This window comes from Cohnella endophytica (assembly GCF_003628305.1).
GTDB classification, from domain to species: domain Bacteria; phylum Bacillota; class Bacilli; order Paenibacillales; family Paenibacillaceae; genus Cohnella; species Cohnella endophytica.
On record NZ_RBZM01000015.1, the window covers coordinates 74159 to 97952 of the forward strand.

A 23794-nucleotide genomic window follows, 5' to 3' on the forward strand; every position below is an offset into this window, starting at 1 on the left:
TTAAATTTAGAAGGTTTCGACAGGGATCGCCGCAATCAATTCGATTTCGACAAAAACATCCTTCGGAAGCCTTGCCACTTCTACGGTCGAGCGGGCTGGCGTATGGTCTCCAAAGTAGGCCGCGTACACCGAATTGAACTCCGCGAACTGGTTCATATCTTTTAGAAACACGGTCGTCTTGATGACATCGCGGAACCCGGCGCCTTCGGCGGCCAGAACCGCTTTCAAATTGCCCAGTACCTGATGAGTCTGCTCCTGAATCGTTCCGACCACGAGCTCGCCCGCGGACGTTAAGGGGATCTGTCCTGAAGTATAAAGAATGTTGCCTACGCGAACCGCTTGTGCATAGGGTCCGATTGCTGCTGGGGCTTCCGGCGTCGATACGATTTTAAGAGTCATCTCTCGGTCCTCCTGATTGTGGTAGCGTTGTATGGATAATCATCATTCGTTCAGAAAAAGTTGCCCGGCTGTACGGCAATGTGACGGGTCTTCAATTCCACCTCGGTCAATCGCGCCAGCGAGACGTAATCTTGCAATAGCCGTTCCTCGTGTTCCACTTCCCCGGATTCGACGAACACGCCGACGCCGGCAACGACCGCACGGAATTCGTGCAACAAATCGACCATGCCTTGGATCGTTCCTCCGGCTTTCATGAAGTCGTCGATGATCAGCACTCGCGACTCTTCCTTCAGCGCGCGTCTGGCCAACGACATCGTCTGAATCCGTTTCGTCGAACCCGACACGTAGTTGATGCTAACCGCCGAGCCTTCGGTTACCTTGTGGTCCCGCCGAACGATAACGACCGGCAGATTCAAGTATTGGGCCGTCGCGTTCGCGAGCGGAATTCCCTTCGTCTCCACGGTCATGATAACGTCGATGTTGCGGTCCGCAAACGCGGATGCGAACATGCGGCCGACCTCTTGCATCATCGCGGGTTGGCCAAGCAAGTCGGTCATATATAGATAGCCGCCCGGCAGCAGCCGATCCGGCTGCTCGAGTTCGCGGCAAATGGAAACCATCTTCTCTAACGCTAAATCCTTGCGCACTTTCGGAACGAATCGTACGCCTCCGGCAGCGCCGGCCAACGTGCTCAATTCGCCGATTCCTTCATCCTCGAATACCTCTTTAATAATAGCCAAATCCTCGCTAATCGATGACTTGGCCGATTGATAACGTTCGGCGAATGCTGTCAGGGATATTAACGTATGAGGACGGGCCAATAAATACTGAGTCATTTCCACGAGCCTGGCGCTGCGTTTCAATTTTTTCACGTTCCCCTCTCCCGTCCAAATCCGAATATTTTACGTGTATCATAACATTTTTATACGGTTTTATTCAAGGAGAACGATGGCATATGTCCTTGTCACGTCAGCATTCTTGCCACATATACTTCTTTGCAGAATCCTCTGAGTCCGTTATACACTCTCGCGACCTTGATTTCCTTGGAGACGAGCCCGAAGACGGTCGGCCCGCTGCCGGACATCAGTACGCCATCCGCCCCTGATTTCAACATGCAATCTTTAATCTGCTTGACCTCGGGGTAACGGTTTAACGTCACCGACTCCAATACGTTGCCAAGCGAAGCGCACATATCCGAGAACGACTGGCGAGATAGGGCGTCCAGCATGTCCGGAATAGACGGATGCTCCTTCAAGTCGTTTACCCTGAATTTGCCGTATACGTCGGCGGTCGAGACATTGATCGGCGGCTTCGCGAGGATCACCCAGCATTGAGGCGGCGGGGACAGGCTTTCCAGCTTCTCTCCGCGCCCTTTGGCAAGCGCCGTGCCTCCTCGAATGCAGAACGGAACATCCGAACCGAGCTCCGCGCCCAACGTCTCCAGTTCATCCGTGGAGAGCTCCAGGTTCCATAGCCGGTTAAGCCCCCTCAGGGTGGCAGCCGCATCGCTGCTGCCGCCGGCCAATCCCGCGGCTACCGGAATCTGCTTGTCCAAGTGAATATAGACTCCGCGTCTGACTCCATAGCGCTCCTTAATTAACTTGGCCGCTTGAAAGGCCAGATTCTTCTCGTCTAAGGGGATAAAACCGACTTGGCTGGACAATAGAATCTGGTCTCTCGGGAGTTCTTCCATCTCGAGACGATCCGCCAAATCGACCATCGTCATTATCATTTCGACTTCGTGAAAGCCGTCCTCCCGCTTCCGCAGCACATCAAGAAGCAGATTGATCTTCGCGGGGGCTTTCTCGTAGATCTTCGACACCATCATCACCGCTTCCTAAGTAAAAGGGCAACATCGCCCCGCATCATCCTGTATGGTAAGTACAATATAATGCAAAACCTATACTTTCCGATACTCCAAAAACCTTTACATATTATAACAAACAGAGCCTGTAAATGCGAAAAAAGAGGTCGAAACCCGCTTATCGGGATTTCGCCCTCTCAAACCGACTACGGCTTCGTTATTGCTGCGATCGGGCGGCTGCCTGCTCGGCGATCTGGATCGCGCGCTTGACCATATTGCCGGCGTCCTTGGTCGTAATTCCGCCCCAGCCTTCCTGCTGCACCTTGCCGTAAAATCCCAAGTCTTTGGCCAACTCCGCTTTGAACTCCTCCGACATCACGCTTCTTCTTCGGCTCATCGATTCGCCTCCTACGCGCGGGTTACGGCGCCGCACCGAGCGGCGGCGTCCACTCTTAGGATGCCTCAGCGGATAACCGGACATGCAAAACGGGCAACCCCGCACGTCCTCAGTGCGATGTTGCCCGTACAATTAACCGTGTCAGTGCGATAAATAGTTGATGCGTACCTGGCCATCGTCATTGCACAGCATAACTTCCACGGATTCAGTCAAAATATCAGCATAACTGTACGAAACCCGCTTAAACGCGTGCTGTTCCTGATCCAGTTTAACAATGAAAACCGATGGGTAGATTTCTTCCAGTACCCCCGTGCGTTCGATGGTTTTACGACGTCCACCGTTGGCGCGGAGCATGATTTTGGAACCTACGTGCGGCTCCAGGCTTCGCTTGATCTCTAGAAGCGCGTTTTTAGCCATGATCCACTACCACCTCTTTCCCTGTAAATTATATCTAAAAACAGGGGAGGTGTCAAATGAGTAGAATATTATATCAACGATGCTGATTTCGTGTCAACGGTCATTTTCCTTGAAGTTATCGGCTTTTTCCAGCGAGGGCTCGATTTTCGTCACACAATGTTCACATTTTGACCCGAATTCGCTTCTTTTAGATTCGGTACGCCGATGCGATATCGACCCATCGTTTCGATCCCGCCCATCCCTTGCCTGCCGCTGATCGTATGGGCGATGACGTCCGATATGTTGACGGTATCCCGGAAAGGCGTGAACGCCGATCTGACGGCCACGTAGACGGGGTCCAGCGCATGGATCATGATTCTGCCGGGAGAGCTGGCGAAGTTCGCTCCCGCCTGCAGCAACGCCTCGAAGTGCGACTGGCAAGCTCCCGCGACGATGACCAGCGAATCGCGGTTGCGCTCGTATTCCCTCGCCACCTGCACCGACTGCACGAAATTCAAGGAATTCTTATAGCTGCTTAGCTGTTGGAGGTCCTCTCGCTGCTTCAGCAGTCCGTCATGGCCGGTAATGACGACGATGTCGGGATTGAACTGCGGAAGCATGCGGAACAGTACCTGGGGCATCTGCGACTCGTGGCAATGCATGCCTTCCGCCGGGACTCTTAGCTGGCCGTATACTTGCATGCTTTTCTTCAAGTAATTGGCATCTCCGTCGAGATGGAGAACTTTGCCCGGCATCTCGAAGAACGGCTGGCGCCGATCGTCCAGAGCCGAGGTAAAGCCTGCGCGCCCGTATTGCCGATTTCGTTCCTCGTTCATTCTCCGCAAGGACTCGTTAGCGTGGATGCGCGCCTGACGCGACCCTCCGAGCTCGTCCGGATTACGTACTGTTTGAAGATCCGCGATGGGCGCGTCGGCGAGCAATCGATAATCCATACCTCTTAGGACGACTTCGTCCGCAACGAACGCCGCCACCCGGAACAGTACGTCCCCGCCATAGGATTTACGTACGACTAGATCCCCCTGCTTCATGGGCAATCACCTCTTCGTCTATCCTATGGTACGAAGGGGCTTCGGGTGCGCGTCCGGGAGGATTCGGATTACGCGAGCATGCCGCTGCGGGTCAATGCCTCGCATACGTCCGCGAATTCCTGCAGAGAGAGCGTCTCTGCGCGACGCTCCGGTTGAACGCCGCACGACAACAGCAGTTCGTTCAGTTCTCCCTTGCGTTCCTTGCCGGAGAAGGCGGACAGATTGTTGGAAAGCGTCTTGCGGCGCTGAGCGAACGCCGTCTGCACGACGTTAAAGAACTTATCTTCTTCCGGCACGTTTACCGCGGGCGCTACGCGGCGCTTCAGCTTGATAACGGCGGACTCCACATTCGGAGCCGGAATGAACGACTTGCCGGGGACGACGCAGACGATCTCCGGTTCGCAATAATACTGTACCGCGATGGACAAGCTGCCGTAATCCTTGCCTCCGGGCTTGGCTGCCATTCGAAGCGCCACTTCCTTCTGCACCATGACGACGATGTTGTCGAGCGCAAGACGTTCTTCGAGCAGCTTCATGATGATCGGCGTCGTCACGTAATACGGAAGGTTAGCGACTACGCTAACGCCCGTTAACCCCGAGAACCGCTCCTCCCACAGTTGGCGCAGATCGGTCTTCAGAATGTCGCTATGAACGACGCTAACGTTGTCGTAAGGAGACATGACATCTTCCAAGATCGGAATCAGACGCTTATCGATCTCCACGGCGGCCACTTTGCCGGCGACCTTGGCGAGTCTCTCCGTGAGAGAGCCGATACCGGGACCTACTTCGAGCGCTCCCTTGGTATCGTCCAAGCCAGCCGCTTCGATGATCTGATCCAAGACCTCGGTATTGATCAGGAAATTCTGGCCCAGGCTCTTCTTGAACGTGAATCTGTGTTTACGAATAATATCGCGAGTCCGGCTCGAGGTCGCGATTGCCTTGACCATATCGATGGGAGGAGTTGTATCCTTCCCGGAAGCGGCCGAACCGCCATTCTGAGGCTTGTTCGTTTTATCGTAAGTATACGGCTTCGTGTGTACGCCGTACTTCTTGCCGTTTCCGTCGCCTTTTTTGTCTGTCGTTTTCTTCATGTTAGTCTATCGCCCTTCCTGTTCCAGCTGTTCCAGCGCGGCCAGAAACTCGACCCTCGTAATCCGGAACACGAGACATCTCTTATAAAATTGTTTGCCGTTCGCGTAACCGATGCCTAGCAGCTCTCCCATGCGCTCCCTGCGACTGGCGGACGAAGCGTGGACGATGAGCCCAGCATCGAGTAAGTCGCTCCACTCGATCTCCGCAGGCTCGCCCGCGCCTTCTCCGCCATCGGGAGCGCGGACGCTCTCCAGCGCTCTGCGGATCGCCTCGTTCGTCGCGTGCTCCACTCCGATCCCTCTGCGCCCCCGTGCTTCGTTCTTCGTCAGGAAGGCGTGCTTGCAATCGGGCACCCGCTCCGTCACGATCTTCCGAATCCGCTCGCCCGGAGCGTCCGGGTCGGTGAACACGATAACCCCTCTGCGGGTTTGCGCCAGCTCGATGCGCCGAAGCACTTCCTCCCCGATCGCCGAGCCCCCCGTTTCGATCGTATCGGCATCGACGGCTCTCTGCACGGCCGTCGTGTCGTCCTTGCCTTCGACGACGATGACTTCATGGATCTTCACTTCTTCATTCCGCCTTTGCATCAACCGTTGTTACAAGCGTATACGAGAAATCGAATGACAGCAAGTCGCGGCGATCAAATCTATCCTCTGCCGGCGTCGCGATTCGACATAACGCAAAATCGGGAAGAAGCCGTCAGGCTTCCTCCCGATTCAGAATTCCCTATATAAGATCGCAAGACTTCCCACATCTTCGTCTTAATCCGCGGAAGGTTTGACCGGCCCGATCACGTACACCTTGTACCCGCGTTTCATGCCGAAGCGGTTCGCATGCGCTTCGCTATCGTAATATACGTCGATTTTCTTGCCTTTTATCGCGCTGCCCGTATCTTCGGCTCTTCGGAAACCGATGCCTTCGATATACACCCACCAACCGATCGGAATAACCCGAGGGTCGACCGCGATCGTGCGTCCTTCTTTGACGACGGAGCCCGAGAAAGTAATTCCGTACCCGGAATCCCCTACGTCCTTGCCCGTCGATTCGACGCCGGCCGAATAAGCCGTTAACGTCACGTTGGTGAGCAAACGCTTGATTTTGACCCTCTGCCCGTTCAGGCTGACAGTTTGAGCTTCGGCGGAAGACGGCGGTCCGTTATAGGACAGCGTAGTCACTTCCGGCTTCTTCTTCGTGCCGATGGATACGACTTTGGCGATTGCAGGCTGAGCGACGGTTTTCTCGATCATTTCCTGGCTAACCAGCTTCCCATCCTCGTAAACCCGCTCCGTCTTGAACACGACTAGCCCGTTCTTGCCGGGGGTCACGATTTGCTGCTTGCCCGTCTCCAGATCCTCGTTCTTCTTCTCCACGACCTTGAACGTGATCGGATACTTCGTTTCGGTTACTTCCTTGCGAACGCGAACGACCGAGATGGTCATCCCCTCTTCCAAGGAACTGTTCAATGCCGGCGTAATCCGATCTTCGCCAGACAGCTTAAGATTAAGCGAGCTTATGACTCCCTGGACCGTATCTTCGGTCGTATGGGTAACTTGATGTTTGCCGTCCGCCTTCACGGTAATTCCTAAGGCCCGATCGATAACGATGCGGTTTCCCTCTTCCAGAGGATCGGTAAGAGAGGCCGATAAGCGGTCATAAGGACCAACGCGAACGCCATGCTCTTCGAGCAAATCCGCGACGTTGGATGTCTGGGTGGCGATAACGGATGCGATTCCGTTATCGATAATCGTAATGTTCTTGGTTGCTGCCTTCTGCAGCAACGACATGAACATGATGGTGATGGCAAAAACGAGAATTGCGCCTAAAATTGCTGCGCGCAAATGCTCATGCTTCCATCGCAGTGCGAAAAGCTTGCCGGTCGGTCGTGGATCATGGGTTTCCTCAACAGGAATGACGCCCATTTTCTCGTTCCTCCTTCATAGCCCCGCCGTCGACTGTGATGCATGATACTTTGTCAGACGCGACTAATCCATATTGGTTAACGACGCTTCGTTGCCAGCCCGGAAACGGTGTTACGGGCCTGCTGTTTCAACGCCGCCTTATCCAGAAACGTGCTTGGTCATCCCTTCGTACAAGCCCTATGCCTCTTTTTTTCAACACAAAAAGCCATCGAGACAGAGGACCTGTTCGTGGCTTCCGCTAAGTTGGAAAAATAAAGGGTGTGTTCGCGGCACGAGGTTGACCTCTCTCTATCACGCTTGCGGGGTTAGCTGTCGGATTCGGACAAAGAGAGTTGCCCTATTCGCTTGCCGACGCGTCGCGTTACTCAGATAGAGCCGCGTTCGTGCCGCTTGCGAAATTCACCCCAAGATTGCTCGGACCGCTTTGGACGTTGTTGCGTAATCGTCGACGCGTTGGGTCCCCCACTCTCCCGTTCGGGAGATTAAGCGCACTGGAAAAGGAATGTCATATTCGAACTTCTGTTGATGATAATAACCTCTAGCCGTAACAGGTGTAAAGATGGTTCAATGGACGAATTTGCCCATTTTAACGGAAATAAACCAGTACTTTAGGATTATACGAGCCAAAATACAGTTTTTTCTTCTCAGGAGTCCGTTTTTCTCCCGTATATTCCGTTTATCTCGGTATGCCCAAACAGCGCCTCGCGTTTTCGCTCGTTATTTTTGCAATATCTTCCAGATTTAAGCCTTTTATTTCCGCCGCCGTCTCCGCGACGAGACGCACGTATGCCGACTCGTTTCGTTGTCCGCGATGGGGGTGAGGAGTCAAATAAGGAGCATCCGTCTCGATCAATAATCGGTCGAGCGGAACCCGATCGAGCACCTCTTTGGGCACCCTTGCATTTTTGAAAGTAACCGGTCCCCCGAACGAAATATAGAAATTCATGTCTAAGCATTTTTGCGCCGTTTCCCAGCTGCCGGAGAAGCAATGCATGATTCCGCCGACCTCTTCGGCCTTCTCTTCCTTCAGCAAAGTCAAAATATCTTCGTGCGCGTCTCGGTTATGAATGACGATCGGTTTATTCAATCTGCGGGCCAAACGGATTTGTTCGCGGAACACGGCTTGCTGTACGTCTTTGGGAGAAGTATCCCAATAGTAATCGAGCCCGATTTCCCCGATGGCAACGACTTTCGGATGGCTGCACAGTCGCTCGATCCAAGCCAGATCCTCTTCCGGCTTCATATCGATGGCATCCGTAGGATGCCATCCGACGGCGGCGTAGATGAACGGATACTTTTCCGCCAGCGCCATGGTTGAAGGAATCGTTTCGCGGTTAAATCCTATATTGACGATCGTGTCGATTCCCGCCTCTAGCGCCCGGGAAATGACCTCTTCGCGATCGCTGTCGAATTTGGGAGAATCCAAGTGGGCGTGCGTGTCGATAAGCATGTCGGAAGTTGTCTCCCTTCTATTATATAGTCCGATTTTTGAACTCGTTCTTCTATTATATAGATAGTTTTTTTCGCGTCTCCGAGCTGAGCAGATGGGCATGCGGGAGCACTCGCTCTTCCGGATAATAGATGTAGTATTTCCCGCGGTGCAAACCGGCGATCGATTGGATGATATCCGATTTGACGGAAATTTCCGTCAGTTGCTCTTGCTCGTCCAAGAGCAGGATCGGAGGCTTCTCCTTGCCATCCGGCAACGCCCCCGGCTTATAGACGTCGTAAGGCGAATCCATCGGCGTATCGACTTCCATATGGTATTCGGGATGAAGGCCGATTTGCAACCATTCCTGCCGTACCGTCTGGAGCCAGCCGTTATCTTCGGACTCGAGCGGCGCATATTTGTAGAGCTGCCTGTTCAGGAAACGACCGCATAAATCCGCCAGTATTTCGTCCGGTTCCTCCGACCATTGCCCGAACGTCGTCTGGACCATCGCTTCGTCCAATTTGAGATAATGGGCAAGCCCGATCGTGCCCGACAGCAGGTCTTGAATCGGAGGCAGCATGAACGCGAAGGAATAACCGGACTCGAACAACTCGCTAGCCCTGCGGAAGATTTGGCGAAGAATGATATCCGAGCTGCGGGTAACCGGGTGGAAGTAGATTTGCCAATACATCTGATAGCGGGACATCAGGTAATCTTCCACGGCATGCATTCCGCTTTCTTTGACGACGATCTTGCCCCGGTAAGGACGCAGAACGCGGAGTATGCGATCCAGATCGAAGGTACCGTAATTGACTCCCGTAAAATAAGCATCCCTAAGCAAATAATCCATGCGATCCGCATCCAGCTGGCTAGACACGAGACTAACGACGATCGGATTGACGTACTTCTTGCGAATGACCGAAGCGACCTTGGCCGGGAAGTCGGCATCCACTTCTCGCAGCACGCGGTTAACTCCGGTGTCGCCGAGTATGATCTCGCAAGTCCATTGCTCGTGGTCGATATGGAATATTTGCTCCAACGAATGGGAGAACGGCCCGTGCCCGACGTCATGCAGCAGAGATGCGCATAAACTCAGCAATTTTTCCTCTTGCGGCCAATCCGCATATCGATTACGCTCAAATTGCGAAATGATTTTCCTTGTAATTTCATATACCCCCAACGAATGGGAAAACCTGCTGTGCTCTGCTCCGTGGAAGGTTAAATAGGAAGTCCCAAGCTGGCGTATTCTTCTTAATCTTTGAAATTCCGGCGTATTAATGAGCTTCCACACCACCGCATCCTGTACGTAAATCGAATGATGGACAGGATCCTTGAATACTTTCTCCTCTTGCAGCTCCATTCGCATTCACTCCATCTTATTATGTCGTTAGAATTCGACAAATCTTTGATTAAAATATCGTATTATGTCGAAACGTGTCGAATTTGATTTTCCTATCACGTCTATCGTTTTGTTGCTTTTTTGTTCTTTATTTTGCCTTATTTATTAGGATTATCGGGGTTTTTGTCGTATAAAATTGAAATATCTAGGTTGACTTTTTTGGGAATGGTTGGTACGATAAAGAGCGTAAAAAAGAGAACTTTGTCGAATGCTGGCGAATACGGACAAGCTCTTGCATATGGGGTCCGTTTGTACTTATTTTAACCTTATGAGAGGGGTATTACCAAATGATGAAATCCACGGGTATTGTGCGGAAAGTCGATGAGCTAGGCCGGGTGGTTATTCCGATCGAACTGCGCCGCACCCTCGGAATCGGCGAGAAAGACGCGCTTGAGATTTATGTAGACGGCGAGCGCATTATGCTTAAGAAATACGAGCCTGCTTGTATCTTCTGCGGCAATGCGGAGAACGTTACTTACTTCAAAGGGAAAATTGTTTGCAGAGAATGTTTGAAGGATTTGCCTTCACCTGTGACAAATTAAAGAAAATAGTTTATAATGAAAATTGTACTCTAATATTTGTTAATTCCAACCTTTTTATAACTCCTTGCAAGCCCTCCCGAGACTGCTATCGGGAGGCATTTTTTTGTCCGGAAAAGTACATTCAGGTCACTCTTCTTGCCCCTCGCCGAGCAAGGCTTGGTAAACGTCCCGTCTTGATACTCCTCGATCCGCGGCTACCGACTTCATTGCTTCTTTGCGGCTTTGCTGCAAGTTCTCGTAATGGGCTACGTGCTGCTCCAGCGTGACTGAGGCCCACCATTGGCCTTGTCCGGCCTCGTCGGTCGTATTCCCCTCTTGTTCGCCTGCTCCTTCGATGATCAGACAGCACTCTCCGAGCAAAGGAACCTCCTCGATCCGCGCCAAGCAAGCCGCTACCGACCCTCTGATTGCTTCTTCATGCCGTTTCGTCAGCTCTCTTACGATGGCGATCTTCCTGTCCGCCCAACGTTCCGCGACTACCGCCAGCGTCTTCTTCAACCGATGAGGAGATTCATAGAACAGCAATGTGCCGCTCTCGCGCTCCAGGCCGTCCAGTAGCTTGTTCAAGCTCTTGCGGTCCCGGGGAGGGAATCCGAGGAAAAGGAAGCGATTCGTCGGAAGCCCGGACATAATCAATCCGGACAATGCCGCGTTCGCGCCCGGAATCGGAACGACGGGAATACCTTGCGCGACCGCATCCCGAACGAGATCCGCTCCGGGATCGGATATGGCGGGAATTCCCGCGTCGCTCACGAGCGCGATATGCTGGCCTTCCGACAACAGTCGGATGAGCTCCGGGCCGCTCGCTTCGCGATTATGTTCGTGATAGCTTACAAGCCGGTTCTGAATCTCGAAGTGAGTCAGCAGCTTACGCGTCTGGCGCGTATCTTCCGCGGCGATCAATTGAACTTCCTTAAGCGTCCGGATCGCGCGGAACGTCATATCTTCCAGATTGCCGATCGGCGTTGCGACGAGATATAGCGTTCCTGGGGCATCAAGCGGGGCGAAGCTCTTCTGTACGGAGGCCTTCTCCGGATGCACAGTCGTCTCGTTACGGTTATTCGTCACTCTCGGATACCTCGTCCCTTTTATTTTGGGCTACGGGAGCCCGGCCGTTCTGCCGTTTGAAATCGGGTAATTCCGCGGCCTGGCCATAGAAAACGGCAAGCAATTCCGGCGTATATTCCCCGTCGTCGCCATAGACGATTACCGGCGGCAGCAGCCGTACTTCCGCCTTCCCGTCGCGCGTTCCTTCTATTAATATCATGTTCGCCTCCGCATCCTTGCGGGGATGGACGAACCGAATCCGTTTGGGCTCGATTCGGTATCGGCGCATGAGATCGATAATATCGACAAGCCGGCTTGGGCGATGCACCATCGCGACCCGGCCGCCAATCTTGACCGATCTCGCGCAAGCCGCGATCACGTCTTCCAGCTTGCAGCCGATCTCGTGACGAGCCATCGCTTGATGATGGTTCTCTTTATGGTCGCCGCTACGGACCGGCAGGTAAGGCGGGTTTACGGTCACCGCATCGTACAGCGTCTCGCTCTCCGGCTTCCACTCGCGTAGATCGCCTTCGATTATGTTTATTTTATCCGATAATTCGTTCAGTCGAACGCTTCTCGCGGCCATATCCGCCAAGCGGGGCTGAATCTCGATCGCATCGATCGTAGCTTCCGTCCTTGTCGTCAACAGCATCGGAATAACGCCGTTGCCTGTACACAGATCCAGAATGCGCCCTCTCGGAGGCAGGGTGGCGAACCTCGCCAGCAATACCGCGTCGAGCGAGAAGCTGAATACTTCCGAGCTTTGTATGATCTTTAAGTTATGAGTGAGCAGATCGTCGAGCCTCTCTCCAGGTTGCAGAGGCAGATCGTGAGGATCTGGAGCAGTGCCTTCCATTACGTTCTCTCCTATCCTAAACAGGTTCTACGCCCATTAGCTTACTCGACTTCACTCTCCGTTGCAATAATAGCCGCGTCTGGCGCCATAAGAACCTCGTCATGCGAACTTCTCTCTAACGGGTTTTTGGGACTTAGAGAAGTCCGAAGCTTTGTCGAAGGCAGAAAATATGGCGATAATTGATACTGCGACTCTTATCGGCGGCTCCCTTGAATAAGTCGAATAAGTTAGTTGGAAAAACTACGGCAAAAAGGCGACAAGTGGGCCGTAATCTGATCACGAGTTGGAAAAACTACACTTTATTCTTCTTCCCGCGCCGTTTGTCGCTCATTCGTGAACAATTACCTGTACCTTTTCCAATTAATCATTATCGGTTTACTAAATTAAGAAAAACAAATTCATATTTTCCAACTAATCGCTCTCGTTTCTCGAGGGGACACCCGAATTGTATATTTATGCTCAAATAAAAAAAAGGCCGAACAGGAATATCTCCTGCTCGACCCGCATACGAAACTTATTTACTTAAGAAAGATAAACAGAACAAGCAATCGCCTTCCATTCGCAGATGACCGTAGTATACGTTGCAAATGTGAAAGCCTTCATGATAAAGCCGGGCTAGATTGTCGTAGCCCTCGCCAACGCCCATGGCCGCGGAGGGAATATCCCCCTTGACGGCAGCCGGTTCTTCCGCCGCTTCTTGGACTTGGGCGATCGCGGATTCCGTCTCCCGCTTGAGCACTTTTCTTAACTGCTGATTCTCGATTCTGAGCTGTTGGTTCTCTTCTAGCAGCTCTTTGATCTTCAGCTTGAGATCCCCGAAATCGGCATGTACGTTACCTAGATGCGATTCGAGCTCATCCACGCGAAGGAAAATGTCTTTCATGAACAACTATCCACCTCAAGGCACCCGATTATGTCGATTACCGTGCGACTGATTGCCAATAATTCCTTATTGCGTGCAGTCCTTGATTACTTCAGGACGACATCGTCAAAGGGTAATTCTTTTACCTTACCCAGGTCGAACAACTGAACGTGTACGCTGCGGCTGCCGATGTTAAGGCCAACGACTTTGCCTTCGCCCATCGACGTGACTACCGCTCTGCCTACCGCAGGCAATTCTTCTTTGGCGCTCTCGTAATTGTCATGCTCGTACTTCAGGCAACACATTAACCGGCCGCATAAGCCGGAGATCTTCGTTGGATTCAGCGATAAATTCTGATCCTTCGCCATCTTGATGGACACTGGCTCGAAATCGCCTAACCACGAAGAACAACATAACACCCGGCCGCATGGGCCGATACCGCCAAGCATCTTAGCTTCGTCCCGTACGCCGATCTGCCGCAATTCGATGCGAGTCCGGAACACTCCGGCCAAATCCTTGACCAGTTCGCGGAAATCGACGCGGCCTTCCGCCGTAAAATAGAAGATGATCTTATTCCGGTCAAACGTGTATTCCACGTCCACGAGCTTCATCTTGAGCGCGTGATCCTTGATTTTCTGCAGTCCGACGGTGAAGGCGTTCTTCGCCGCGCTGCGGTTTTCTTCAACCGCTTTCGCGTCTGGATCGCCAGCTACCCGAATGACTTTCTTCAATGGAAGAACGACATCGGATTCACCTACCGTCTTCGGGCCTACGACGACTTTGCCGTACTCAACGCCGCGTGCCGTCTCCACGATGACATGCTGATCTTTGGATACCGGATGCTCGGCGGGATCGAAATAATAGATTTTGCCCGCTTTCTTGAAGCGGACTCCCACCACATCGTACAAATCTATCCCTCCCGCACGTTCACCAGAAATTGCTCTAGCGCCAGTTGCGGCGCTACGTGAGCCTTTATTCGTCTTGCCGCCGTCAAAGCGGATTCCATCACCGTAACCCACGATTGGATCGAGCGGCTCCAAGCCGTCTTCGAAATCCAATCCGCCTGGTCGAGGAATACCATCTGGCTCTGACGGTCGGTCATCGCATAAATCATATCTCTATACCACAAAGCTAACAGTTGTAGCAATATTTCGACATGGTCCGAGAGATCCGTTTTAAACACCTGCTGCTGCGCTTGAAGCAGACTTGCAGTGAACCGGGACGGATTCTCCTTGCCTAATTGTATCACTACGTTTCGGATATCTGCAAACCAATTCTCTTCTACCAGTTTTCGACTGGAGCCGAGCCCGGATGCCAGATTCACGGCAGCGCGCGCTAAGAGCTGAGATTTACCTTCTTGGATGAGCGATTTTTCCAACGTATCCCGATCTCCGGGGACGAAAGAAACGAGCTGCGTTCTGGATAAGATCGTCGGCAATACGGCTTGCGCGCTAGGCGCTAGCAGAATCGCGACGACGGGGGAGGGAGGTTCCTCTAGAAATTTCAACAAGCTATTGCTAGCTTGTACGGTCATCGTCTCTGCGCCCTCGATGATATATACCTTATACCCCGACCCTACGCTGCGATAGGATAATTCCCTCTGAAGCGTACGGATCTGTTCGATCTTGACGGTCGCGCCATCGGGCGTAATGACGTGAAGATCCGGATGATTGCCGTGAAGCACCTTGCGGCATTCCAGACATTCGCCGCAAGCGTCGTTACCGCCGCGTTCGCAGAACAACGCTTGGGCGAAAGCGTTCGCCATCTCGCTACGTCCGGAACCTGCCGGCCCCGCGAAGAGATAGGCGTGCGCGATCCGCTTAGAAGCTAGCGCGTTAAGCAGCAGCGCCTTCGCCCGATCTTGTCCATGCAATTGTTGAATGCCCATGAAGCAAACTCCTTAGAAGACTAGATTAATCAGCAGTCCCCGAATTTCTCCGACTTTCTGAAGCAGATCGATTCTGCCTTCTTCGCTCTGAAGCAGCTCTTCGCCCATGCCGACGAGCATGGCGTCGACTTCCTCCAGCAGCTTGTATCTTTTGCCACGGCCTCTCCGATCCCAGCCCCTCGTTTCCTTCAGGGCGATGCCGCGTCTTACCGTGTCTTCCAGAAACCCCTTAACCATCTGCCGATAAAGCACCAGCTCCCGCACCGTCATGGAACGGGTGAGCCGATCGCCTTGCAAGCGAATGTCCTCCAACTTGCGCTGCAGCTCTTCGTGCGTCCGTTGTTCCTCTTGTTGCTGCATGAGGTCGCCGAAGTTCTGCGACTGGGAAGGTCTTGCCAGCGTTTCTCCGCGCTGGACCGTCTTACTCACGGGATAGAAGCCCGGTTGAATTTTCACTTCGTTTCACCGCCCGACCGCATCAGAAGTGTTCGAACCGTTCGACCGGAAGCACGAATACCGCCGCTCCGCCGACTTGCACCTCTACCGGGAACGGAATGTAGGAATCAGCCGCTCCGCTAACCGGAGAAACGGGAGTAACGAGCTGGTCGCGAACTTTGCAGTTCGCGCGGATGACGTCGAGCGCGCTCTGAATCCGGTCGTCTTCGATCCCGATCAGGAACGTCGTGTTGCCCGCACGCAGGAATCCGCCGGTACTAGCCAGCTTCGTCGCCCGGAATCCTTCCTTGATCAATGCGTTGGATAACCGGTTGCTATCCTTATCTTGAATAACCGCTATCAATAGTTTCATTGTTCAGGCCTCCTCTAATCTGTTGAAAATGGGGGTCTGTCGCTTCTTATATAAATTGGACACTCGAACGCCAAAATCCTCTTTTTCAGCGTGATGCAAGCTTAGGCTTTAAATGCTGCCACGCATTATCCGCGATTTGAGCCGGCGTCATCGCCGCGTCGATCGTAACGAAACGATCGGCGAACTGGCTTTCAAGCAATTTGTAGCCTTCCCTTACTTTCCGATGGAACGCCAAGCCCTCCAGATCCAGCCGGTTGACCTCCCGATCGCCGTTCTGTTCGATTCTCGCCAGCCCGACTTCCGGATCCAAATCCAGATAAAGCGTAAGGTCCGGCATGCAATCCTCTATGGCGAAACGGTTGATCTCCCACACGGCCTCGATACCCAGCCCTCTAGCGTAGCCTTGATAGGCCAAGCTGCTATCCACGAATCGGTCGCAGATGACGATGGCCCCCTTCCGCAAGGCCGGCATGACCTTCTCCGCGAGATGCTGCCTTCTTGCCGCCGCATACAATAACGCTTCCGTCCGCGCATCCATGGCGGTATTCTCCGTACCGAGAATAATCGCGCGAATCGCTTCCGCGATCGGGATTCCTCCCGGTTCCCGGGTAATCATAACCTCGTGACCTTGTTCCCGTGCTTGTAACGCCAAAGCCTGGATGAGCGTCGTCTTGCCCGTTCCGTCTCCGCCCTCTATCGTAATGAATGTTCCGCCTCGCACCTTGCTTTCCCCTTTCGACCCTAGAGCCCTAATCATCGCCAACGCCGTTCGCGACTATCGCCCGAGAAGCTTCGCAATCCCGTAGAACGCTCCCGTAACGATACTTATTCCCATCATATCAAAGCAAACATTAAACATAAACAAATGCTTGCCCAGATCCGCCTCTCCATCGCCGATCAGAGGGACGATACAAGCGAAAACGGCTGCCAACGCGATTACGGCTAACGTTTCGACGGCAAGGCGAAGCTTTCTTGAGGGGTTTCTCCACCAGAGAAAGCCCAATCCGGCGAAATAAGCCAGGAACAGAATCATATAAGCGACCGCGTTTTTCGGCATATGACTTAGCTTCCACTGGCTCCAGCCGCTATAGGCGTAGCTGATCGTTCCCGGGGGTTTGCCCGCGGATTCATCATAATTACCCAGGTAATAAGGTCGGATAAACATGGAGTTCTCCGCCGCCCGATCGAGCTTCTGCATAAACCTCGAAGGATGCTTTAAATAATAAATCGCAATATCCTTATGACTCAGTCTCTCCAGGACTTCCCGTCGCAAGACGGGGTCCTTCTGCGGAATGGCGGTATCCTTCTGAAAATAGTTCGTTCCCGCCAGCACCGCGTATTTCTCCGGAATCCCGAGATCCTTCATATCCTGTGCCACGTTCGGCGAATTCTTCAATACCCCGAAGAAAATGGACTGGTAGAGGTTCGTATGCTTGAGCCGATCCGGCGCAACGGCGATCATCAGGATGGAACCGACAAGGAGGACCGCTACGCCCATCCACGCTTGGCGTTTCCACTTCATATCCGTTCGCAAACCGGACATTCTCCATGCCAGAATCGCGAAAGCGAAGCCTAACGGGGCATTTTGGATTTTCGAAGTGGCAACCGCAAGCGCCGCGATAATGAATAATAGAAGCAGCTTGCCCGTCGGCTTCGCAGTCGATGCTAAAGCTATCGCAGAGGCTGCCGTCATGAGCGTGGCCACAAGAGCGAATGGCTCTCCGAAGAAAGATTGAAAGTAGGCCACGTACCCGATATCGCCGAAGACGAATAAGAGACAAGCCGCTAATAAGATCGCGAGGAACATGGTGCCCAGCCGACTCCGTAGCCTAGGCGCGTGGCTTACGAGTAAGACGAGAGCCCATACGAACAGGACGGAATACACGACCCCCAACACTCGGATATCGAATGCGTCCCCGTTTAATATCCTGCCGATTCCGCCGGCCAAGGCCACGAGCAGAACATGCGAGGACACGTATCCTCCGAGCATGAACCCGCCATACCCGAAATATTGATGCGCGTAATTGAAATACAATTGTTCGTACGTTTCTTGGGGATGAAGGACCGCTAGGCCGGATCCGCCCAATACGCGGCCGAAATCGCCGCTGTCCGCCAACCCGACCACCGGAGAAACCATAATTAAACATAGGATGAGTATGCTGGCGACGACACCCGTTACCCAAGCGACGACTGAACGACTATCAGCGTTTTTCAATAAGCTGAACATTTCATTCTCCTCTAGGTACCTCTAATTGGTGCTTTCCCGAACTTGTATCGTGTTTAATTCGGAATCGCTGGCTCCCTGAATTTGCGCTCCTTGATGCTTCCATTGACGCAGTTGCCTTACGGTCTCTTCCGTGATGGTTTCCCCGGGGTATAGGACGGGAATACCGGGCGGATACGGAATGACCCACTCGGCGGCAATATGCCCGGCGCTTTCGTTGAAGGGTATAGCCTTCGCAGCATACACTTCGCGTCCGAAGCTTACGGGTTCCGGAATCCGGATGCCGACGTTGCCGTCCAAAGCTTCGTGTTCCTTGGCCCGTCTTCGTACCGACAGCTCGGCGAAAATCCTCGTCTCTAGCGAGTTCTCGATTTGCGCGAGAGCCTCGATTAACATCCGCCCATCGGCAGGCTCGGAGCCTGTCCCGAAAGCCATCACGACATAACGCGCATCAGCCATCTCCGCCACGCATTTCCTTCGTTCTAGCTCGTCTCGGAGCTCGAAGCCACTTAACCTTGCCTTCTCGTCGAATAGGACGAGCTTAAACGGATCATAACCCATTCCTTCCGTCGCGTATTCCCCGTAGCCTATTGCCCGGAATGACGTCTTATGTAATCCTTCGGCGGCGATTTTCGCCGCTTCTAGCCCCTCATGGAATGCACCCTCTCCAAGGGTATGTACTTGCCTCCTGGCCAAATCCAAAGACGCCATGATCGGGAACGAGGGGCTTGAGCTCTGTACCATCGTTAGAGCTTGTCGGATCGCCTGTCTCGGCAGGCGATCACCCTGCATATGCAGCATGGCGCCCATCGTCATCGACGAGAGCATCTTATGCGTGGATTGCACGACTAGGTCGGCGCCCGCTTGCAAAGCGGATTCCGGGAAGGCGGGATGAAAACCGAAGTGCGGCCCATGCGCTTCGTCGACCAACACCGGAATTCCATGCCAATGGGCGTGAGCGATCAACGGCTTCAAATCCGGAGCCATTCCGTAATAATTCGGCGCGGATAGAATAACGGCCTTCGCTTCTTCGCGATACTTCTCGATCGCCTCCAGAAGCTGTCGCGCTCCGGGTAACGTCGCCAGCCCGGATAACGGATCGATCTCGGGTTGCAACAATACCGCTCGGGCGCCCGCCAACATGAGGCCGTGAATAATCGATTTATGCACGTTGCGTTGTACGATGACCAGATCTCCCGGCTGGCAGATGCCGATGATCATCGCAAGGTTGCCGGCCGTGCTGCCGCCTACGAGCAATCGAGTCTCCTCCGCGCCGAAGCATTCCGCCGCCTGCGCCTGCGCCTGCGCGATCGGACCTTCCGGGTGATGCAGGTCATCGGTGTCCGATAACTCCGTCACGTCCAGGGCTAATAGCCGATCATAGTAAGCGACCGCCTCCATGGCGCCAAGCCCTTCGTCCCAGCGCGCGCGTTGTTTATGTCCCGGCACATGGTAAGAACGCGCCCGACGTTCTGCATGGGCAACAAGCGCTTCGTAGAGGGGCGCACTTTCTTTCTCTCCCATGATCGGTTGCCTCCTCGGTTGAATTGATCTCATTATAGACAAATAACAAAAAAGGAACAACGATCGGCTCGTTGTTCCTTCAGTAGTTGGCATATCAATCCATCAAGAAGATGATTTCGCGGCACGTTTCCTTTTCAGCTTCTCCGGTAACACGATTAATGCCGGTACTAACATCGGCAATAAAACATAGCAGAGCACGACTAAGCCGACGATAACCGCCGCGGCCAATTCGATGAGCAGCACGAGACCCGACGGAATCAGAGTTGCGAACGTGCCACCGAGAATCACCATGGCGGATATTATGACGCCCCCGACGCTCTTGGCGGATTTGACGATCGCTTCGCTTGGAGCCATCTTGCCGTATTCCTTGTACCTCATCATGAGGAAAATGCTATAGTCCACTCCGACCGCCACGATGACGATAAACGAGAAAAACGGAACGAAGGAGGACACGCCATCGGCCCCGATAAAATATTCCGTCACGAGCTTGGAGGCGCTCATCGCGACATAGTACGAAGCCAACAAGGCGAGCACGATGTACACTGCAGGCCAGAACGACCGAATGACGAAGATGAGCACGATCAACACGCTAATGATGACAATGACCGCAGTCCCGTTAAAAGCTTTGATCTGCGCTTTGTTCATGTCGTACGTCGTCGAGCTAGGACCCGCCGCCCCGTAGGTGGAATCCGACAACGACGTTGAATCTTTCAGCGTGCTAGTTAACTGCGAATTGATTCTCTCGACCGTATCCAATGCCTCCGTAGAGTAGGGATCGTCTTTCAGAATTACGATCAGCTTCGTAATCGTACGATCCTTGGACATGTAACTCGCTTCGGATTGCTGGAAGTCCGGACTTGCCAGCATTTGGTCCGGTATGAAGAACTTCTTTGAGCCGTCCGCTTCCGTCTCCCCGCTCGCATAGAAGAAATCGATCGGAGCCGCCTGCGGCTGGGTCACGCTGGACACGGATACTACGCCTTCGATCTTCTTCAGGTTGTTCGTGAGCTTATCCACGACGCTTAGAGCCTCGTTGTTATCCATCGCTTTGTTATGCTCGATGACCACGGTAGTCGGAAGCGCTTGTCCGCGGCTGAAATGATCTCCGACGATAGAGAAGCCTTTAGTCGACGGATGATCGTTACCTAGCTCTTTCAACTGGTCGAAGCTAAGCTTCTGTCCGCTCGTTAGCAGAACCGGAATGAGTAAGACCACGATAATCACTGTCGTGACGACCGGATTTTTCACGGACACTTGGGTTAACTTCGCCCAGAAACGGCTTTCCTTGTGCCCCGTCACTTTCTTCGATGGCCAGAACAGTTTCGTTCCGAGCGTCTTCATCAAGAACGGCGTCAACGTCAAAATTTCCAAGACGAGCACGACCGCTCCGATCGCCACCACGTTCGCCGACTTGTAGATCCCGAACTCGGAGAAGCTCAAACCCGCGAACGCGATGAACACCGTCAGAATGCTGTATACGATCGTTTTGCCTGCAGTCTTGTAGGAGGTAACGATCGCGTCGTCCACGGAGCTGCCGTGAGCGAGCTCCTCCTTAAAACGGTTGAATAGCAAAATATTATAATCCGTTCCTATGCCGAACAAAATAAGGATGAGCAGCATCTGCGTCACGCTCGTGATCGGGAAATCGAGCTTGTCGATGACCTGAGCCGCGATTCCCATCGAGCAGAGGTACGACACCCCTACCGCCGCCAGAGAAACGAACGGGATGACCAAGGAACGGAACATGATCACCAGCACTAATAAGATGAAGATTACGGTTAGCGCCGCGCTTTTCTCGACCCCTTTGGTAGACGCCTTGATGTAATCGTTCTGGATGAAGTCTTCGCCGCTGAGGTAATGCTCTACTTTTACGTCCTTCAGGACGCTCTCGATCTGCTCGCCGATCTCGTCGACGCTTCGTCCGTTTTTCTCTAGAATAAAGCTAGCCATTAAGGTCGTTCCGTCCGGCGAGACCAATGAAGCTTTGGCCTGGGGAACCGTGATCGGATCGATGAAATTCGTCAGTCCCAACTCCGCCTGCTTGGCCCTTAAACTTTGGACGGCGGTTCCGATCTGCTTCATATCTTCTTCCGATAGCTTGTCCTTATTGTAGAAAATAAGGATATCGCTCATTCCCTTGGTCTCGTTCATCTTGCTTAGCATCTTGCCGGCAACCTTCGAAGGGCTATCTTCCGACAAAGGGTCTTGGCCCCTCTGGTGCAGAATCGCGTTAACGTCAGGCTGGAACGCGGTCAACAGAACCGTAGCTACCAGCCAGGCAACTAGAATCGCCCAGCGCCATTTGATGATTTTCCTCATGATAGATGACCTTCTTCCGTTTACGATTTACTTTTATGAATTAATGCTTCGATCCCTGTGGCATGAACGAATAACAGCTGATCAACCAAGTGCGCCAACGTATCGCCTTCGTCGTTATCACTTAGAATCAGGCACAAGCCTTCCACGATTGAGCGGGCAAGCATTCTAGCTAACGCGAGTTCTTTGTCGTTAAGCGACTCCATGCTTCCATTTGCCTTGATGAATACTCTCTCCAGAACGGAGAAGGCAATATAGACGAGTTCGGACCTCACGTTCTCGTACTTGGAGCCCTCGCTGCCGATCAACAGAATCGTCAGTTCGCCGCTATAGATCTTGAACAGCTCCACGACGGCACTCTCGATATTGCGAAAATAGTTCGGAGTCACTTGAGCCTCTTTGGAGTAACTGCCTTCGATTTTGTCGCGCATATCTGCCATTCTCGCGGTGTACTGTTCATATACCGGAATGACGATCGCATCGAAAAGTTGTTCCTTATTGGCGAAATAACGATAAATATTACCGCTCGTAACTCCGGCGGCCTTCGCGATTTCCCGCATCGAAGCCTTCGCATACCCTTCTCTCTTGAACTCCCGCATCGCGGCTTCCAAGATTTTATTACGGATTTCGTCCTTTAAAATTTGCATTAGTAATCACCTGTTCATTATTGGTTCCTAGTAAAATATTATACGGATTGCGAATGGTCATTGCAAATTCGATCTATGAAAACAAAAGACCTAGCGGACGTTCCCGCTAAGTCTCAACATTCACGCATGAAATTTAACCCACAATTGCTTCAGCCGTCTGACGAAAAAAGGATATTTCTCGTCTTCCACGGGGGTATGAACCATCTCGGATTCGCATGAGGTACATATAAATTCCGTTACGATCGTAATGCCTTCTTCCTTAGGCTCGCCGCACACTATGCAGGTATTGCGTTCATTCTCTCCCATGAACATCCCCTGCCCTTCCCTATTGATGCCTCTATTATGCCCGGATTCTATGAAAATATACGCTGCCTAGCACGAAATCCAGCTCAAACGTAACAATAAGGACGTCTATATCCGATAGTAATGATCAGAACGTGTTTTATGCAAGGAGGATAAGTTACGATCATGGTAAGTCCCGTTCCCTCGAATACGCGCGATGCTACCTTCTATCATTATACGCTCATACGCAAGATCGGACTACGACCAGAGAGCAAGTATAGCTACATGTTGACGGCGCTGCTCGTAGTGTCCGCGCTATACTTCATCTATGGCTGGTTGGGCTTGATCTACACGGTCGTAGGCGCAGTCCTTACGCTTCTGGTACATGCATTCGTCTTAAGGCTAACGGTTAGGCGAGTAGACAAGCTGTCCGAGAAAAGATGGACCTTCCGCCGCGATTGGCCTTGGATCGGTCCGCTTCCCATCCTGGATACGCATCTCTCCCTCTTTCGCCGCCTGCACTTTCATCTTTTCCTCGTCGGCTGCTGCGTCGCCGGTTTATTCTATCCATGGGCCCATTCTTCGCTCGTTATCTCCATGGTCTATTGGCATCTATGGCTCCTTACGCCGCGCATTCGGTTACTTCTCTCGCTTCGCCGCGAACGCGGAGACGGCGTTATTCGGTTGGAATCCAAGGAAGTCTCTTATTATCATCAGTAAATGCATGATCGAATTCGATAATAGAACAACAAAAAAGCACCCTCGCGGGTGCTTCTTCTGTTTGTCTAGCCTGGCAACGTCCTACTCTCCCAGGACCCTGCGGTCCAAGTACCATCGGCGCTGGAGGTCTTAACGGTCGTGTTCGGGATGGGTACGCGTGGAACCCCTCCGCAATTGCTACCAGACCAGAT

General features: G+C 52.8%; 26 protein-coding genes, 1 rRNA gene and 1 riboswitch. Of the genes, 2 read left to right on the forward strand and 25 right to left on the reverse strand.

Going from position 1 to position 23794, the window contains the following annotated elements; all coding sequences use genetic code 11:
• Positions 1-6: 6 nt before the first annotated feature.
• The 11 genes from D7Z26_RS25685 to D7Z26_RS25735 form a co-directional block, all read right to left on the reverse strand.
• Positions 7-399 (reverse strand): RidA family protein, encoded by a 393-nt coding sequence (locus tag D7Z26_RS25685; protein WP_120979899.1) that lies wholly within the window; start codon positions 397-399, stop codon positions 7-9.
• A 50-nt stretch (positions 400-449) separates the two neighbouring features.
• A complete protein-coding gene (gene purR / locus D7Z26_RS25690; RefSeq protein WP_120979900.1) occupies positions 450-1271 on the reverse strand; it encodes a pur operon repressor in 822 nt (273 codons plus the stop codon).
• A 92-nt stretch (positions 1272-1363) separates the two neighbouring features.
• A complete protein-coding gene (gene ispE, locus D7Z26_RS25695) occupies positions 1364-2227 on the reverse strand; it encodes a 4-(cytidine 5'-diphospho)-2-C-methyl-D-erythritol kinase (RefSeq protein WP_120979901.1) in 864 nt (287 codons plus the stop codon).
• Between the two features lie 193 nt (positions 2228-2420).
• Complete coding sequence (locus tag D7Z26_RS25700) at positions 2421-2600, reverse strand: small, acid-soluble spore protein, alpha/beta type (protein ID WP_120979902.1); 180 nt, start codon at positions 2598-2600, stop codon at positions 2421-2423.
• A gap of 141 nt (positions 2601-2741) precedes the next feature.
• Positions 2742-3017, reverse strand: coding sequence for a biofilm formation stimulator Veg (gene veg, locus D7Z26_RS25705; RefSeq protein ID WP_115995944.1), 276 nt, complete (start codon positions 3015-3017; stop codon positions 2742-2744).
• 149 nt (positions 3018-3166) lie between these two features.
• Complete coding sequence (gene yabG, locus D7Z26_RS25710) at positions 3167-4045, reverse strand: sporulation peptidase YabG (RefSeq protein ID WP_120979903.1); 879 nt, start codon at positions 4043-4045, stop codon at positions 3167-3169.
• A gap of 68 nt (positions 4046-4113) precedes the next feature.
• Positions 4114-4992, reverse strand: a complete 879-nt coding sequence (rsmA, locus tag D7Z26_RS25715; protein WP_120979922.1) for a 16S rRNA (adenine(1518)-N(6)/adenine(1519)-N(6))-dimethyltransferase RsmA — start codon at positions 4990-4992, stop codon at positions 4114-4116.
• 150 nt (positions 4993-5142) lie between these two features.
• Positions 5143-5703, reverse strand: coding sequence for a ribonuclease M5 (rnmV, locus tag D7Z26_RS25720; RefSeq protein ID WP_233567202.1), 561 nt, complete (start codon positions 5701-5703; stop codon positions 5143-5145).
• 195 nt (positions 5704-5898) lie between these two features.
• Positions 5899-7056 carry a 3D domain-containing protein gene (locus D7Z26_RS25725; protein ID WP_120979905.1) on the reverse strand — a complete coding sequence of 386 codons (1158 nt, stop codon included), beginning with the start codon at positions 7054-7056 and terminating at the stop codon, positions 5899-5901.
• Positions 7057-7335: 279 nt separating this feature from the next.
• A riboswitch (cyclic di-AMP (ydaO/yuaA leader) is annotated at positions 7336-7555 on the reverse strand.
• 177 nt (positions 7556-7732) lie between these two features.
• On the reverse strand, positions 7733-8506 hold the full coding sequence (locus D7Z26_RS25730) for a TatD family hydrolase (RefSeq protein ID WP_120979906.1): 774 nt from the start codon (positions 8504-8506) through the stop codon (positions 7733-7735).
• A gap of 55 nt (positions 8507-8561) precedes the next feature.
• A complete protein-coding gene (locus D7Z26_RS25735; RefSeq protein WP_120979907.1) occupies positions 8562-9854 on the reverse strand; it encodes an HD domain-containing protein in 1293 nt (430 codons plus the stop codon).
• A gap of 320 nt (positions 9855-10174) precedes the next feature.
• On the opposite strand from D7Z26_RS25735, the gene D7Z26_RS25740 reads away from it, so the two are divergent.
• Positions 10175-10429, forward strand: a complete 255-nt coding sequence (locus tag D7Z26_RS25740) for an AbrB/MazE/SpoVT family DNA-binding domain-containing protein (protein ID WP_027086730.1) — start codon at positions 10175-10177, stop codon at positions 10427-10429.
• A 126-nt stretch (positions 10430-10555) separates the two neighbouring features.
• Here the strand turns inward: D7Z26_RS25740 and rsmI are convergent, their stop codons facing one another.
• The 13 genes from rsmI to D7Z26_RS25805 all read right to left on the reverse strand — a co-directional run bounded on the left by rsmI (position 10556) and on the right by D7Z26_RS25805 (position 22907).
• Complete coding sequence (gene rsmI, locus D7Z26_RS25745) at positions 10556-11497, reverse strand: 16S rRNA (cytidine(1402)-2'-O)-methyltransferase (protein WP_120979908.1); 942 nt, start codon at positions 11495-11497, stop codon at positions 10556-10558.
• Positions 11487-12332, reverse strand: a complete 846-nt coding sequence (locus tag D7Z26_RS25750) for a tRNA1(Val) (adenine(37)-N6)-methyltransferase (RefSeq protein ID WP_120979909.1) — start codon at positions 12330-12332, stop codon at positions 11487-11489. Before D7Z26_RS25750 ends, rsmI begins: the two co-directional genes overlap by 11 nt.
• Before the next feature lie 514 nt (positions 12333-12846).
• Positions 12847-13215 carry an initiation-control protein YabA gene (locus D7Z26_RS25755; RefSeq protein ID WP_407643555.1) on the reverse strand — a complete coding sequence of 123 codons (369 nt, stop codon included), beginning with the start codon at positions 13213-13215 and terminating at the stop codon, positions 12847-12849.
• Between the two features lie 86 nt (positions 13216-13301).
• Positions 13302-14102, reverse strand: coding sequence for a PSP1 domain-containing protein (locus tag D7Z26_RS25760; RefSeq protein ID WP_120979911.1), 801 nt, complete (start codon positions 14100-14102; stop codon positions 13302-13304).
• A 2-nt stretch (positions 14103-14104) separates the two neighbouring features.
• Positions 14105-15082 (reverse strand): DNA polymerase III subunit delta', encoded by a 978-nt coding sequence (gene holB, locus D7Z26_RS25765; RefSeq protein ID WP_120979912.1) that lies wholly within the window; start codon positions 15080-15082, stop codon positions 14105-14107.
• Positions 15083-15094: 12 nt separating this feature from the next.
• Complete coding sequence (locus D7Z26_RS25770) at positions 15095-15538, reverse strand: YaaR family protein (protein ID WP_120979913.1); 444 nt, start codon at positions 15536-15538, stop codon at positions 15095-15097.
• Between the two features lie 22 nt (positions 15539-15560).
• Positions 15561-15890, reverse strand: coding sequence for a cyclic-di-AMP receptor (locus tag D7Z26_RS25775; RefSeq protein WP_115995932.1), 330 nt, complete (start codon positions 15888-15890; stop codon positions 15561-15563).
• Between the two features lie 85 nt (positions 15891-15975).
• Positions 15976-16611 carry a dTMP kinase gene (gene tmk / locus D7Z26_RS25780; RefSeq protein ID WP_120979914.1) on the reverse strand — a complete coding sequence of 212 codons (636 nt, stop codon included), beginning with the start codon at positions 16609-16611 and terminating at the stop codon, positions 15976-15978.
• Between the two features lie 54 nt (positions 16612-16665).
• On the reverse strand, positions 16666-18117 hold the full coding sequence (gene wsfD, locus D7Z26_RS25785) for a glycan biosynthesis hexose transferase WsfD (protein WP_120979915.1): 1452 nt from the start codon (positions 18115-18117) through the stop codon (positions 16666-16668).
• 21 nt (positions 18118-18138) lie between these two features.
• Positions 18139-19638 carry an aminotransferase class I/II-fold pyridoxal phosphate-dependent enzyme gene (locus D7Z26_RS25790; protein WP_120979916.1) on the reverse strand — a complete coding sequence of 500 codons (1500 nt, stop codon included), beginning with the start codon at positions 19636-19638 and terminating at the stop codon, positions 18139-18141.
• Positions 19639-19740: 102 nt separating this feature from the next.
• Positions 19741-21957 carry an MMPL family transporter gene (locus D7Z26_RS25795; protein WP_120979917.1) on the reverse strand — a complete coding sequence of 739 codons (2217 nt, stop codon included), beginning with the start codon at positions 21955-21957 and terminating at the stop codon, positions 19741-19743.
• A gap of 20 nt (positions 21958-21977) precedes the next feature.
• The gene (locus D7Z26_RS25800) at positions 21978-22601 is read right to left on the reverse strand and encodes a TetR/AcrR family transcriptional regulator (RefSeq protein ID WP_120979918.1); all 624 of its coding nucleotides are present in this window, start codon (positions 22599-22601) and stop codon (positions 21978-21980) included.
• A gap of 120 nt (positions 22602-22721) precedes the next feature.
• Positions 22722-22907, reverse strand: coding sequence for a sigma factor G inhibitor Gin (locus tag D7Z26_RS25805; RefSeq protein ID WP_120979923.1), 186 nt, complete (start codon positions 22905-22907; stop codon positions 22722-22724).
• A gap of 162 nt (positions 22908-23069) precedes the next feature.
• On the opposite strand from D7Z26_RS25805, the gene D7Z26_RS25810 reads away from it, so the two are divergent.
• Positions 23070-23603: a transposase gene (locus tag D7Z26_RS25810; RefSeq protein ID WP_120979919.1), complete on the forward strand. Its 534-nt coding sequence runs from the start codon at positions 23070-23072 to the stop codon at positions 23601-23603.
• A 68-nt stretch (positions 23604-23671) separates the two neighbouring features.
• Here D7Z26_RS25810 and rrf read toward each other — a convergent pair.
• Positions 23672-23788 (reverse strand): 5S ribosomal RNA (gene rrf / locus D7Z26_RS25815).
• Positions 23789-23794 lie beyond the last annotated feature (6 nt).